Raw genomic sequence first — 14,125 nt, forward strand, 5'->3', positions numbered from 1 at the left:
AGCATGTCGATTGGAGAGTGGCGATTATGGCGAAAGAAGAAATGATATTGACGCCCGAGGGGTATGCCAAAATAGAAGCCGAGCTGGAGGAACTGAAGACGGTCAAGCGCAAGGAGCTGTCGGAACGGCTGAAGGTGGCGATCAGCTTCGGAGATCTTCGCGAGAATAGCGAATACCATTCGGCGAAGGACGACCAGGCGTTCCTGGAGACGAAGATTCTGCAATTGGAGCGGATGCTGAAGACAGCCAGGGTAGTGGATGCCAGCAGCGCGGGAATCGATAAGGTCGGCGTGGGGACAATCGTGACGCTGCATGATGTGGAGTTCGATGAGAAAATTCGGTATCAGCTTGTCAGCCCCGCGGAAGCGGACGTGGATGAGAACAAAATCTCGTATGAAAGCCCGCTCGGCAAAGAGCTGATGGGCAAGAAGGTCGGCGACGCCATTCATGTCAATGCTCCGATGGGTACAATTGAATACAAGCTCCTCGAGATTAAGGCTACATAGCAAGTGTGCGATGAGTACCGGAAGAACGGGAGCCGCTGCCTGCTGGCAGCGGCTCTTCTTCACGAGCTTACTTCAGGTGCGCCGCCCGAATTTTCTGCTCATACTGGTGGAAGATCGTATCGCCGTGGAATTGAGTCAGCACTTCCTGGCGGTATTCCGGCCACTTCGCGGCCGACCGATCGGAGAACAGCATCTTCACCTGCAGCTCATTCTGCCGGGTGCGCATCGCTTCTACGTTAATGCCGAGCGGCGGCGTCAGCGTCGTACCCAGTCCTTCATGCATCGGAATGGCCTCAATTGTGAGGCGAATCTGCTTGTCGCGCTCCGTTACTCTGGGATCGATTACGGTTATCCCGTACACTTCCGGTTTGTTCGGCGTGAAGAAGCTCCATACTTTCATGAAATCGCCGCGGACGTCCTTCTCCTCGCCTACCGCCTCAGGGACAATTGTGATCGTATTGCCTTGTCGCGTATAATGCTGTCCTTCCACACCGTAATGCGTTAACAAGAAGCCTTCCTCGCCGGCCAGCCAGTCCAGTATGCGGGCCGTTCGCTTCAGCTTCTCCGGATGCAGTCCCGCGGCGTTGTTGGAGAACACGAACGGGAAGCCGGGAGCAGCCTCGGTGCGAAGCGGCCTGGAGCCGAACGGGTTGAACGGGACCCAATCGGCATCGGGATTGACGGCTCTGCTTCGCGATTGCAAGCTGTCAGGATTGGAATCGTAGGCGAAGTCTGCCGTGTCCCCCAAGATGACCCCGACTCTTCCCTGCACGGCCTTGTCCACATGTTGATCCCCTTTATTCAGGAACCAGTCCGGATCGACGACACCTTCTTCCATTACATGCAAAATATCTTCGATCACTGCGCCTACGCGCTCGTCCATCCCCATATCGATTAGTCGATCATCCTTGAAGTATGCCGGATAGATAAGGCCGTGCTTAATAAATTCCGGCCATTGCTGTGACAGGCCGACGCCATTGCCCGCTGTTGTGAAGCCGTAAGTGTCGTCTATGCCGTTCCCGTCCGGATCATCGTATGTGAAAGCTCTGAGCGTATCGACGTATTCCTCATAGGTTGCGGGAACCTTCAATCCAAGCTTCTGCAACCAGTCTTGACGAATGTAATACGCGCGATAAGACTGATTGTCGTAGGGGATGGGCGCCCGGGCGAATTTGTTATGCACCTGATACTCCCTCAGCTCCATCTCATTCATCCAGTAGCGAAAATAATTTGGCATCGTCTCGGGCGTCACATAATAGGTCATGTCCGCGAGCACATTGTCCAGCGTATACTTGGCGCCGCCATCCGGGCTAATGTTCAGCCACATATCGGGCGGATCGTTGGCGGCGAGCAGGGAAGCGATCGTCGTATTGTACTCATCGCCTTCTTCCATCGCGGTGACGGTCAGCTGCACTTCGAATTCCTCCTCTATCGCAGCTCTCACGATGTCCGATGCCGGATCGGGTAAAGCGGATGAGGGAGGGCGATTAATGAAGAAGTGGAGTGCCAGCCCTTCCTGTGTATGGATATGTCCCCGATTCGCCGCTCCCCCCGGATAAACGCCCATGAACCACGCTCCTATGCCGCAAGCGCCAATGACGGCGGCCGCACAAGCCGCTTTTATCCAGATTGATCTTCTCACATGATCTCCCCCTGCATGCGCATATCTATCCTCTTATAGTAGACGCTTTCCCGCAAAAAATAAACCGCTTTCAAAATGACATTGCAGACAAATGGCATCGATTGTAAAATTTGATCATAATCCCACTTATGGAGGCAGCCATGCAATTAAAGAGAATATCCCGGATTCAGCTGTCGTATTTGCCTGTATTTTTTGTTATCTGCTTCAGCCTGCTGTTCATTGCGTACTTGACGCTTAGTGAGATGAGCAAGCAATCGGCCTACAAAACCAACGATGTGCTGGCTCATAATATGGTGCAGATGATCGATGAATCCTTGCATACGATTGATTCCGCCGTCGCCTTGCTCGTACAGGACAATACGATTGTGAAGCGCTTCTTTCACAATGAGTATACAGAGGACAAGCAGTACTGGGACTACAGGGCCGCATCGGTATTGAATGAAATCATTGCCGGCCACCCGCTCATCGATTCCATTTATTTATACCGGACAAGCGACAATCATGTTCTGACGCCTACAACGTTCGTCAAGCTGGATGAATTCGGTGACCGGCAGTTCGTAGGGAGCAAGCTGTCGTCCTTGCAGCCGTTCCGCTGGAGCAATGCTCGCATCTATCAAGAACAGTTGAACGGACCGGGCACACAAGTTGTCAGTCTGGCGAAGTACGCCAACTTATCGGACAGAAGCTTAATCGTCGTCAATATACGTACGGAGGAGCTAAGCGGCATGCTGCGCGATATGACGCCTTCCGGTCTGAATTACATTGAGCTGGCGAACGCTTCGGGAGAGCTTATCGCTTCAAGAGAATGGCCGGTCGAGGAGGGGCGGCTCCGGGAGGCGTCCGCTCCAAGCAAGGAGTGGTCGAAGGCGGAATCCTCCTACACCGGCTGGAGCGTTCGCAGCGGCGTGTATGAAGGGAGCGTCATGCAATGGATATCTTCCCTGTTCTACATATGGATAGGACTTGGCGCACTCGTGATCGTATTGGGCGTTATATGGCTTGTCTATGTCACACGGCGCAATTATTTGCCCATTCAGACGATATCGCAGCGCATGAACGATTACTTCCGCCACAAGCAGCAGGAATTGAAGCTGCCGCACCAAGGCGATGAGCTGAAGTATATTGAGTCGGCCATGGAGGAATTGCTGGATCAATCCAGTGCGCTGCAGGAGCAGAACGAAGAAAATCTTGTCTATCGCAAGCGGCATATATTTCTGCAAATGATGGAAGGCGGCGGAAGGCAACACAGCGATGTGCGAGAGGAATTGGAAGCGTTCGGATATTCGGCGGACAAAGGAACGCCTCTGATCGCCGTAATCGAAATAGACGGCTACACCGCATTCTCCGGTCAGTACTCTCAGCGCGATCAGTATCTGCTCAAGCATGTTCTGAAATCGGCATTATCCGAGATGGCGGCGGACGAAGCTGTCGTCATGTGGGCGGAGTGGATGGATCGCCGCCAGCTGGGCGTGTTGTTCCTATTGGGGGAAGGTGGCGAGGAGAAAGGGGTTGCCGTGCTGGAGAAGCTCGTTGCCTGGGCGGGACAGCACTTGCCTTATTCTGTAACGGCAGGCATGGGGACGGTCCAGAGCAGCTTTGGCGGAATCGGCGAATCGTATGAAAGCGCGGTGGATGCGCTTCACTACAAAACGTCTCTCGGCACAGGCCGTGTCATTCGCCATACCGACCATGCCGATAAAATGCCGTTCGAAACGCTGCTTCATGCCCGTCAGATCAGAGCCATCAGCCAGGCCTACCGAGCGGGAGACGCGGCTTGGGAGCAGCATTGGCACGAATTGTTCGAGGGGCTGCATACGCAGTTATTTTCCAGAGAGGAGCTGCTCGGCTTGCTGAACTATCTGCTGTATCAGCTGCACAGGGAAGTCGCTGAGCTCCCCGAAGAGTTCCAGAGCATATGGAATAGCGGCGCTCATGCGGAATTGCATGATGTGTTCGGGCAGCAAGAGACGACAGAAGCGATAAGCGGTGCGTGTTATCAAATTCTGAAACGTGTCTTCGAGCAGATGAGCGAGCTGCGCGAAAGCAAGAATAATCATGGGCTCATTCATCGCGTCAAGCAATATATTCTGGAGCACTATCATAATCCCGACTTGTCGCATGCGCATCTGGAAGGTGAGTTCGGCATGACGCCAAGCTACTTGAGCCGGCTGTTCAAGGAGCAATTCGGAGTGAAATTCAACGCTTACGTTACACAGACGCGAATGGAGAAGGCCATTGAGCTGCTCAAGCGGCATCCGGACAAGACGGTGCAAGAGATCGCGGAGCAGGTGGGCTATCTGCACGGCATCACATTTATACGCGCCTTCAAGAAGTATACGGGCTGCACACCGGGCAATTTCCGCAAGGATATGCATGGATGAGGCGTATTTCAATAAACGTCGATAGGGTCAAAATAAGTCGCTTCAACGGATTCAAGCCTTTTGAATCCGTTTTTCACTTTTCGTCGCTTTCCGAAAAAAAGCTATATATACGGGTGCTTGGGCGGGATGGTACCGTTAGTGCGTAGATCGCGAGGCATGCCGACCAAAGAGCGATCCCATTATGGTTAGACAGGAGGAGGTCTATCGTTGAACAAGAGACTGCTATTCCCGTTTATATTGCTGATTGCCGCTTTCACCTTTGTGTCCGGCGCATCGGCAGGCAGTACGCAGCATTTGTCCGCACATGTACTGGATGAGTTGGAAGCGCAAGTCGATACGTACGAATCGGCTGACCGGATTGCAGCCGCATTTGCAGCGGAGCTGCAGTACCGGCTGGATATCATTCGCATCTTGCTGGATCAGGATAACCGGCAGCAAGCGCTCCTATATATGGAGGATTTGCTGACCCATATTCATGATCCCGCCGTACAGCAGCAAGGGTTAATCTTGCCGGAGACGGCCGACGCTCTGGAGACGGCGGCAGCGCCGTTGCTGCAACTGCTTGAAGGGGAACCCGTTACAATGGATATTGTCCGGGACGGCCGGCCGAATGCCGTTATAGTAGTGGACGAGACCGTCTATACGACAGAGCCGTCGAATCCCGGCATAATTCAAGGATGGACGCAAGTGTATGGGCAAGGCGGGATTGCCGTTAGCGCCCTTCGCAGCTACTCGGGACAGCACAGCTTGCATATTGACGACAACAGCGGCGGAACCTACGGTGTTGTCAGCAAGCCGGTGCCGGTCATTCCCGGACAGACGTATACGGCTTCCGTCATGATCTATCGGGAGTCCGGCGGCAAGGCGGAAGTCTACCTACGCTATTACGACGAGAATATGGCCAGAGTGAGTCAGAAGATGGCCAGCGATGACCATCCTCTCGCGGTATGGAGCGAGACGGCCGCTACAGAGAAGGCTCCGGCCAACGCCGCGTATGCGGCAATCGTCCTTTATTCCGGCACCGCGCAAGCCAGCTTGTACTTGGATGATGTGTCCCTGACATCGGCTGACGGGGAAGATGTGCCGGTGCCTCATTCCGGCTTCGAGCCGGTCCTGTCTTGGGAGAGCGAGGCTGCGGACGCCATCGTTGAATACGTACAGAAGTCCACGGGCGCCATTCTGCCCGTATTGACGGAGCAGCAGTTCTCCGACAATCCGGAGGCGCATGCCGGGCAGGTCGTTATACGGCTGGCCACCTCGGACAGCATCGCGGGCGAAGACGCGGAGCTGGACAGCATGCTTGACGGACTGGAGCGGGACGGGTTCGTTATCCACTTCCATCCGGATGAGATCACGATAGCCGGTCCTAGCCGCTGGGGAACGAACAACGGCGCATTCGACTTCCTGGAACGTTACGTCGGCGTAAGCTGGCTCATGCCCGGCGAGTATGGCGAGGATGTGCCGGAGCAGAGCGATATTGCCGTTATTGCGGAAGATGTTCGCGAGGAGCCCGCCTTCAGCTTCCGCATCTTCAGCCCGCTCCACGGCGACCCCGCCGATGAGGCCGCCTACGGGCATGTCCAGAACGAATGGGCGCAGCACAATCGCATGCAGGGCTTCTATAATGCGCCGGTCAGCTTCCATCACAATCTGTACGCTCTCTTCCCTGTCGAGAAGTTCGGTCAGAGCAATCCGGAATTCTATCCTGGCGGAATCCCTCCCGCACCGGGCGTTCAGATCGACTGGCAGCCGTGCTTCAGCGCGCCGGGCATTGCAGATGCCGCCGTCGATGAGATTGTCGCTTATTTCAATGCGCATCCTGAAGCCGAGTCCTACTCGCTTGGCGTCAATGATGGAAGCGGTTACTGCGAAGCCAATCCGATCCAATCCTACTACAGCTGGGTGAATGAAGTCGTCGCAGGTGTTCTGGAGGTGCATCCCGACAAGTGGTTCGGCCTGCTGGCATACCGGGTGATGGAGACGCCGCCGACCTTCCAGCTGCATGACAGAGTCGTGCCATTCCTGACGACTGACCGGATGGCATGGGCCGATCCTGCCGCGAAGGCTGCGGGGCATCAACTGACGGAGCAGTGGCTTCAGAGAGCGGCGCAAGTCGGCTTCTACGATTACATCTATGGCTCGCCATATCTGGTGCCTCGGTTATACCCGCACCTGATTGCCGACACCTACCGGTATGCACAGGAGCAAGGTGTCTCTGCGCACTATGCCGAGCTGTATCCGAATTGGGGGGAAGGGCCGAAGGCCTGGCTTGCGGCGAAGCTGCAATGGGACCCTCTACAAGATGTAGATGTTCTGCTCCAGGAATGGTATGTCCGGGCGGTTGGAGAAGATGCGGCACCGTACTTGCAGGACTATTATGAGCATTGGGAGCAGTTCTGGACGACGGAAGCCCTCTCGCTGCCATGGTTCCTGCCGGGCGCAACCTATCAGGACTTCACGAGTCCGGCTTACTTGACTGGCGTCGATGCTGCGGATATGGCCTATAGCCGTCAATTGCTGGAGCAAGTGGTTGACAAGGCGGAGACCGGACAGCAGCAGGCCAGGGCGGACATGCTAATGAAGTCCTTCGAATATTATGAAGCATCTGTCCTGAGCTACCCGAGACCGGCAGACATTCCGGCGGATGCGGCAGCAGCGATTGCCCTGATGGAGAACGCCGCAGATACGGTGGGACAGAAGCTGCAGCTGGCGGGCAAGCGGATTGAGTTGCTGGATGAGTTCCAAGCTAACCCGGCGCTCATACACAGGTTCGATGCCCGCAGATACAATCAGCTCGTGTGGTCAGGCTGGAACGTGCAAGAGTATTGGGCGCTCGTCGACTATATGCGGGAGCGGGAGCCTGCCGGCGGACCTGTGCGGACAAGGGCGCTGGAGCTGAAGCAGACGCATCCTTCGCAGCAAGGAAGACTGTACGCTGCCATGCTGTTAAGCGGAGCGGACGGAGCATCACTGACGCAGAATCCATCGTTCGAGCAAGGAGATGCCGCCGCCCCGCCGTGGGAGCTGTTGCCCAGATCCACTTCTACACGCGCTGTTGTGCGCTCGCAAGAGGAGGCCTACAGCGGCACGGGGAGCATGAAGGTATATGGCAAGGGCTGGGGCGGGCCAAGCCAAGTCATCGACGTCGAGCCGGGCATGGCTTCCCTGTCCTTCCGTTACTATATGCCATCAGGAAGCGGTGCCGAAGTCCATATGCAATGGGGCTACGATCTGCTGGATGAGCAGGGCAACTGGCTGAGCTACAGTACGGTCCGCTCTCCGGTCGCGACGATGGAGGATACGGGAGGCGTATGGCTGGAAGGGCGCTTGAGAGGCGAGATTCCGGCTCAGGTCAAGGGGAGCGCTGTGTCTAAGGTGCGACTCATCTTTCTGATCGACAGTACTGAGCCAGTCGAGCTGTATATAGACGATGTGGCCTTCTACAATGAAAGCTACGCAGGCACGGCTGGAGAATGATCAACTTCATGACATAATGCCAAATTGAGGGGGAGTAATACATGCATTTGACAGATATGAAGCCGCTGACAAGACAGCTGACTGTGCTGCTGCTAATCGTAATGCTGGCCTGGATGACGGGCTGCAGCACGAATAACGGCAATGGGGGGCAGGAGACGCCGCAAGGAACGAATGGGGGCAGTACGGACGCCGCTTCCACGACAAAGCCTGAAGCTTCGGATTCCGGCGTCTATCCCGAGAACGGGCTGCCGAAGGATGAGAAGGTGACGCTGAAATTCGGCTTCTTCGAAGGCGGCATGGGCCGTGAATATATTGACTACGCCATGGACACATTCAAGCAGAAATTTCCCAATGTCAGCTTCGAGGTCGTCTATTCGCCGAAAATCGGCGATATAATCAATGCGAAAATTTCCGCTAACAACGATGACGATATGTTCGATCTGTTCAACGGCAACATTCCCGGCGGCATTACTCCGCTAGTCTTGTCCGGCAAGCTGGAGCCGCAGGAAGATCTGTGGGATAGCGAGCTGTATGATGCAAGCGGCAAGACGTTAAGAGACATTGCGCTGCCGGGTACGGTGGAAGCGGCGATCGGCAAAGTCGGGGACCATCTGTACGCGCTGCCTGTATCCGGCAGCGGGTCCGGCCTCTTCTTCAATAAAGCGCTGTTCGAGGAGCATGGCTGGGATCAAAATCCGAAAACCTGGACCGCATTCCTGGAGCTGCTCGCCGACATTAAGGCGGAAGGCATTATTCCGATTACGTATCCGGGCAAATACCCTTCCTATATCGAGCATGCCTTCGGGCCGATCAAAATGTTCGAGCTGGCGGAAGCGAACGGCAATCTGGAGAAGTTCACCGATGATTACCGCAACTACAAGCTGCCGCAGCATCTTGCTCCGGAGAGCGTAGATCTGTGGAACAGGATCTACGCGCTTGCGCAAAAGGGATATTTCCCCGAAGGCGTCGCAGCTCTTACGCACACGCAATCGCAGATGCAGATGATTCAAGGCCAAGCCGCGATGGTATCGACAGGGGTGTATGTCGAGAATGAGATGAAGTCGGCTCTCCCGCCGGAGTTCAGCTGGGGTTACATGTCTGTGCCCATGAGCGAAGATCCGGATCAGACGAGATGGATTAGGTCGACGGCTTCCAACGGCCACTACATCTGGGCCGGCAAGCCGGACTTGAACAAACAGTGGGCCAAAGCGTTCAACGTCTGGATGTGGAACCTGGACGTGCAGGAGGTTATCGCCGAGAAAGGCGGACAGTTGCCTGTACGCTCCGACTTCTCGGAGGACCCTGCGCGGGCCGACAAGCTGCAGAAAGCGCCGAAAGCCATGCTGGACTATATGGCTGCCAACAAGTCGAAGATGGAGCGAGGCAACCGTGATCAGACATTGACCGACCCGAGCGTCTCGCAAGCCTTTAAACTGATGCAGGAAGGCACCATTGAGATCACCTCCGCCAAGAAGGAGCCGCTTCCGATCCTTGAAGAAGCGGAGAAGCTGATTGGCCAAGCGATAGAAGCGCAACAAAAATAGGCTCGCACGGAAGGAACTGAAATGCCATGACTCATTCGCCTTTCGCCGCAGCAGACCGTGTCTCTCCCCGCAAGGGGAGAGACTGGCTGAAGAAGGCCAGGACGCAGCGGATTCTCTTCCTGGCCATCGCCATTACGCCTGCTTTCGGCGGCTATCTCTTGTTTACGCTGTACCCGAACCTTCTGTCGGTCTATTACTCGCTGTTGAATTGGAACGGCATCTCCGAGCCGGAATTTGTAGGATTGGACAATTACGTCTCGTTGTTCCAGGACAAATATGTATGGCGGGCTCTGCTGCATAATCTGTTTTTTATGGCGGTCGTTCCTGTCGCCGTCATCTTCATCTCTTTGCTGCTCGGGTATCTGCTGGCGAACAAAGGCTATCGGGGGACGCCATTTTTCAAAATATTGTTTTTCTTCCCCAATGTGCTGTCCACTGTCGTCATCTCGCTGCTCTGGGCGTTCATCTACGATGGAAGCTTCGGCTTGCTGAACGGCTTGCTGAGGCTGCTTGGCATACCGATCGGCAACTACTATTGGCTCGGTGAAAGCGCTACGGCACTGGCCGCTATCGTACCTCCGTACGTGTGGGGCGGCGTCGGGCTGTATGTCATCATTTTCATGAATGCGATGGCGACGATTCCGAAATCGCTCTATGAATCGGCCGTGCTGGAAGGTGCCGGGCATATGACGCGACTGTTCCGCATTACGATGCCGCTTATTATGCCGGTCATTCGCGTCAGCGCCTTATTCCTTGTGCTGGGCTCCCTGAAGGGCTTCGAGAAGCAGCTCATTCTGACCAACGGCGGGCCGGCGGGATCGACGGACGTCATCGGACTCTATATTTTCAATCTGGCCTTCGGGGCGGAATATCACAATTACGGCTATGCTTCGGCGGTGGGCATGTTCTTGTTCGTCATTCTTGTAACAGCCAAGCTGCTGATGGACAAATATTTGCCCGATCGCGCCGTTGAATATTGATGAGGTGCTGCACATGAATGAGAAACGCACGTTGGTCGATAGCGTCTGGTGGACCCTGCTGATTTTATGGTCGGCCGCCATCGTGTTTCCATTATTTTGGGTTTTCTACGAGTCTTTGAAGACCAATCAGGAGTTTTTCCGGGACGTATGGGCATTGCCGGAAGTATTGAAGTGGGGGAATTACGGCAATGCATGGTCGAAGTACGGCATCGGTCAAGCAATGACGAACACGCTTTATTATGTTGGCGTCAGTCTTGTGTTCGGCACATTCCTGACTACATTGAACGCTTATGCGCTAACCCGGATTGCGTTCAAAGGGCGCAAGCTGCTGTGGGCGATTATTATGCTGTCGCTGTTCCTGCCCGGCATTAATGCGTTGATTCCGCAGTACGTGCTGATGCGCGACCTGCAGCTGACGAACAGCTTGACGGGACTAGTGCTGCTTGACGTTCTCGGAGAAAATGTATTCTTCCTCATGCTGCTCGGCGGCTTCATGCAATCGCTGCCCAAGGAGCTGGAGGAGAGTGCTTATATGGACGGTGCGTCCATATTCCAATCGTTCTTGCGCATTATGCTGCCGCTGTCGCTTCCGGGCATCGTGACGGTGGCAATATTCAAATTCCTCGGGTTGTACAACAACTTCCTGGGACCGTTCATCTACTTAAGCGACCAGTCGAAATATACAATCGGCGTCAGCATGTATTCCGCCAATCAGATGATGCAATACTCGGCTGACTGGGTGACGCTGTTCGCCGGCGTCATGATTGCGATGGTGCCATCCGTCCTCATGTTCAGCTTCTTCCAGCGATGGATTATGGAAGGCGCTACGCTGGGAGCGGTGAAGGGGTAGCTCGCATGGAGACAAGCCGCACAACGACTGTCGTTGTGCGGCTTGTTTGTCACGATCGTATTGGGCATTTCTTCGAGACAGAGGTTTCCTCATCAAGATCAGTGAGCAAGAATGTTGACCAGCTTGCCGAAGGGGTCGCGCACATAGAATCTCCGGACTCCCCACGCTTCGTCTACCGGACCGTATTGGATCGCGAAGCCCGCTTGCTTCATCTTCTCATAAGCGGCATCGACATCGTCTACCTCTATGCTCATGTCGGGAACAGGCGTATCCGCCCCTCCCTGAGAAGCGAAGCTAATCTGGATGTTCATGGTCTGATCCGTCCCGTATGTTGCGATCCAGCCATGATCCATGAGCAGATCCAGACCCAGCACGTCATGATAAAATACTTTTGCAGCTTCAACGTCCTTTGTCGCAACATTTGTTACAATGCGTTTCACTCTCATGCGAGCCGCTCCTTCCTTGTTGCAATCCCTTTATTTCCTGCTTTGCAATATTCGTGAAGAAGATCCTGATGATAGGCTGACATTAGCTTACCATATTCAGGCCTCCGGCCTGTCATAAATGTGAGAAATTCGGTTGCTGCTTAGCTACTAAAGCAAGTAAGGGCTTATCGCTCAAAGTGGTCACATAGAATAGGAAAAGTAGAGGAAAGTGTGCGCGATCGCTCATTTTAGTCACATAGCCCCGCCGTCAAGCTTGCCACGTACCAAATGGACCTAAGTAGTAACGAAAATTCGCACCTTTCTGAGAATGAAGTGAGCGGTGGTATGGGAGTGAAAGTGCTGGAGAACGGGGAGTGAGCCGCACTCAATGCTTCCATTCCAAGGCTTCGTCGGGGTCGGCCAGCTTGCGTCCGTAGAACCGGTGAGCATGGAAGTTGTGGATTTCGCGGCATGCCTTTCTCATTTTGTCCATAATCATCTCCTGATCCGTATCTTCGGCCGGCCAATACAGAATATTCATCTGAAATTCCTCGCCGCTGTCATCTTCACGCGTATAGCGAATGCGATCAGCTTTCTGGAACCCGTTCTTCTTGTAGAAGTTCATTCGCTTCGCTGTAGCGGGATCATCGGCATCAACGGGCTCCGCTTCCAGAATGATCATCTTGCCCTTCTTCTTGAACCGTTCCAGCAGCTTGCTTCCAATGCCCGCCCCTCGCTTCTTCCCCGTCACGAGCAGGTAATCGATGAAGATAAAGGTGGAGAATTCGGCATAGAGGATCAGATATTCCTCCGTCTCCTCCTTGTGATAATACGGGGAAGATTGCAGCAGAGACTGGAGCTGATCGGGGTCTTTCAACTCGTGATCGGGAAAATAATCATTCAGCTTCTCGAACCAATCCATATGCTCAGCACCTCCGAAAGTATGCCGGTAGTATTCACCGCTCAGCTGGCAATTATGTGCATGACGAAGAGCCGGCTCAGCGAGTGAGCCGACTTCTCGGTCCTTATGCTCTGGGGAATCCCGCGGCATATTGCTGAGGCGCATCCATCTTCAATTGCAGCTGGGTTGCCGCTTCCAGCGCCCAGTAAGGGCTGCGCAGCATGCCTCTGCCGATGGCGACCAGATCGGCGCTTCCGTCGACGACTGCCTGGTTGGCGTCTTCGGCGCGGTCCAGCCGCCCTACTGCGATAACGGGTACCTGCAGCGCACGCTTGATCTGCTCGGCAAGCGGCACCTGATAACCTGCGTGTTGGCCGATCGGTCCTGCAGCTGTGGCCGCTTCACCGCCGCTGCTGACATGGAACATATCCACTCCGGCATCGCGGTATGCCGCCCCGAATGCGATGCTCTCCGCAATGCCGTACCCGCCTTCTACGTACTCTTGCGCCGAGATGCGCATGATGAGCGGCATGTCGGTCGGCATCTCGCTCTTCACTGCAGCGACGACTTCTCTTCCGAATAAGGTCAGATCCTGACCGTATGCATCTTCTCTGCGATTCGTGAGCGGTGAGTGGAATTGATGCAGCAGGTAGCCGTGCGCGCCGTGAAGCTCAATAGTATCGACTCCCGCTTGTACGGCCCGCCGTGCAGCCAAGCGGAACTTCTCGATCATCGCCTTCACTTCATCTGTCGCAAGCGCTCTTGGCATCTTGCTTCCGGCATGGAAGGGGATGGCTGAAGGGGCAACGGGAACGGCGGCATCTTCCGCCTTCCTGCCGGCGTGAGCAATCTGGATGCCGACCTTCGCGCCATGCAGGTGACTGGCCTCGACGATTCGGCTTAAAGGCGCGATATGGTCATCGGACCACAATCCCAGATCGTAGTCGGAGATGCGTCCATCAGGTTCTACGTCCGTCATTTCGATGATAATGAGGCCTGTTCCGCCTACGGCGCGGCTAACATAATGGACGTGATGCCAATCTGTGGCGATGCCGTCTTTGGCCGCTACGGAATATTGGCACATTGGCGGCATGACGATGCGGTTTTTCAAGTGGAGACCTTTCAATTGGAACTGGGACATGAGATGTGGCATATGGGCTGAACCTCCAGAAGTATGTGATGGTTGAGTGCATGCCGATTTCTATAGGGGTGACGATATAAAGTCATCGATAATCAGCGGAACAGCATACTGTGAACTATAAAATGCATGCACATGCATGTATATTACGAAGTAAATCGGTTGCTGTCAAGTCAAAGTGTTGTGTGAGGGGGGGATCAAAATACAAATTTCCGGGAGATGCCTTTACGATCTTTCAGAAGTTTGCTTAAATGGGATTATGAGGAGTGTTTTCTTGGAAG

General features: G+C 54.6%; 10 protein-coding genes. 6 read left to right on the forward strand and 4 right to left on the reverse strand.

Features of this window, described 5'->3' with window-relative positions; genetic code table 11:
* Positions 1-26 precede the first annotated feature (26 nt).
* Positions 27-506 (forward strand): transcription elongation factor GreA, encoded by a 480-nt coding sequence (gene greA / locus M6D81_RS17725; protein WP_262678254.1) that lies wholly within the window; start codon positions 27-29, stop codon positions 504-506.
* Between the two features lie 67 nt (positions 507-573).
* Here the strand turns inward: greA and M6D81_RS17730 are convergent, their stop codons facing one another.
* Positions 574-2,148 (reverse strand): extracellular solute-binding protein, encoded by a 1,575-nt coding sequence (locus M6D81_RS17730; protein WP_262678255.1) that lies wholly within the window; start codon positions 2,146-2,148, stop codon positions 574-576.
* A gap of 140 nt (positions 2,149-2,288) precedes the next feature.
* Here M6D81_RS17730 and M6D81_RS17735 point away from each other — a divergent pair, with 140 nt between their 5' ends.
* The 5 genes from M6D81_RS17735 to M6D81_RS17755 all read left to right on the forward strand — a co-directional run bounded on the left by M6D81_RS17735 (position 2,289) and on the right by M6D81_RS17755 (position 11,380).
* On the forward strand, positions 2,289-4,529 hold the full coding sequence (locus tag M6D81_RS17735; RefSeq protein ID WP_262678256.1) for a helix-turn-helix domain-containing protein: 2,241 nt from the start codon (positions 2,289-2,291) through the stop codon (positions 4,527-4,529).
* A gap of 207 nt (positions 4,530-4,736) precedes the next feature.
* On the forward strand, positions 4,737-8,006 hold the full coding sequence (locus M6D81_RS17740) for a DUF4838 domain-containing protein (protein ID WP_262678257.1): 3,270 nt from the start codon (positions 4,737-4,739) through the stop codon (positions 8,004-8,006).
* Positions 8,007-8,047: 41 nt separating this feature from the next.
* On the forward strand, positions 8,048-9,550 hold the full coding sequence (locus M6D81_RS17745; protein WP_262678258.1) for a type 2 periplasmic-binding domain-containing protein: 1,503 nt from the start codon (positions 8,048-8,050) through the stop codon (positions 9,548-9,550).
* Between the two features lie 26 nt (positions 9,551-9,576).
* Complete coding sequence (locus tag M6D81_RS17750; protein ID WP_262678259.1) at positions 9,577-10,530, forward strand: carbohydrate ABC transporter permease; 954 nt, start codon at positions 9,577-9,579, stop codon at positions 10,528-10,530.
* A gap of 13 nt (positions 10,531-10,543) precedes the next feature.
* Complete coding sequence (locus tag M6D81_RS17755) at positions 10,544-11,380, forward strand: carbohydrate ABC transporter permease (RefSeq protein WP_262678260.1); 837 nt, start codon at positions 10,544-10,546, stop codon at positions 11,378-11,380.
* Positions 11,381-11,478: 98 nt separating this feature from the next.
* Here M6D81_RS17755 and M6D81_RS17760 read toward each other — a convergent pair whose 3' ends face one another.
* The 3 genes from M6D81_RS17760 to M6D81_RS17770 all read right to left on the reverse strand — a co-directional run bounded on the left by M6D81_RS17760 (position 11,479) and on the right by M6D81_RS17770 (position 13,859).
* Positions 11,479-11,826 (reverse strand): VOC family protein, encoded by a 348-nt coding sequence (locus M6D81_RS17760; RefSeq protein ID WP_262678261.1) that lies wholly within the window; start codon positions 11,824-11,826, stop codon positions 11,479-11,481.
* A 364-nt stretch (positions 11,827-12,190) separates the two neighbouring features.
* Positions 12,191-12,727: a GNAT family N-acetyltransferase gene (locus M6D81_RS17765; protein ID WP_262678262.1), complete on the reverse strand. Its 537-nt coding sequence runs from the start codon at positions 12,725-12,727 to the stop codon at positions 12,191-12,193.
* 103 nt (positions 12,728-12,830) lie between these two features.
* Positions 12,831-13,859 (reverse strand): NADH:flavin oxidoreductase/NADH oxidase, encoded by a 1,029-nt coding sequence (locus M6D81_RS17770; protein WP_262678263.1) that lies wholly within the window; start codon positions 13,857-13,859, stop codon positions 12,831-12,833.
* Between the last annotated feature and the right edge of the window lie 266 nt (positions 13,860-14,125).

The sequence above is a fragment of the Paenibacillus sp. J5C2022 genome (genome assembly GCF_025567625.1).
Classification (GTDB): domain Bacteria; phylum Bacillota; class Bacilli; order Paenibacillales; family Paenibacillaceae; genus Pristimantibacillus.

What these genes read in the sequence shown, in the direction of transcription:
- M6D81_RS17755 (WP_262678260.1), top strand. Translation starts at nt 10,544, where the DNA reads ATGAATGAGAAACGCACGTTGGTCGATAGCGTCTGGTGGACCCTGCTG.
- M6D81_RS17735 (WP_262678256.1), top strand. Translation starts at nt 2,289, where the DNA reads ATGCAATTAAAGAGAATATCCCGGATTCAGCTGTCGTATTTGCCTGTA.
- greA (WP_262678254.1), top strand. Translation starts at nt 27, where the DNA reads ATGGCGAAAGAAGAAATGATATTGACGCCCGAGGGGTATGCCAAAATA.
- M6D81_RS17750 (WP_262678259.1), top strand. Translation starts at nt 9,577, where the DNA reads ATGACTCATTCGCCTTTCGCCGCAGCAGACCGTGTCTCTCCCCGCAAG.
- M6D81_RS17760 (WP_262678261.1), bottom strand. Translation starts at nt 11,826, where the DNA reads ATGAGAGTGAAACGCATTGTAACAAATGTTGCGACAAAGGACGTTGAA.
- M6D81_RS17745 (WP_262678258.1), top strand. Translation starts at nt 8,048, where the DNA reads ATGCATTTGACAGATATGAAGCCGCTGACAAGACAGCTGACTGTGCTG.
- M6D81_RS17770 (WP_262678263.1), bottom strand. Translation starts at nt 13,859, where the DNA reads ATGCCACATCTCATGTCCCAGTTCCAATTGAAAGGTCTCCACTTGAAA.
- M6D81_RS17765 (WP_262678262.1), bottom strand. Translation starts at nt 12,727, where the DNA reads ATGGATTGGTTCGAGAAGCTGAATGATTATTTTCCCGATCACGAGTTG.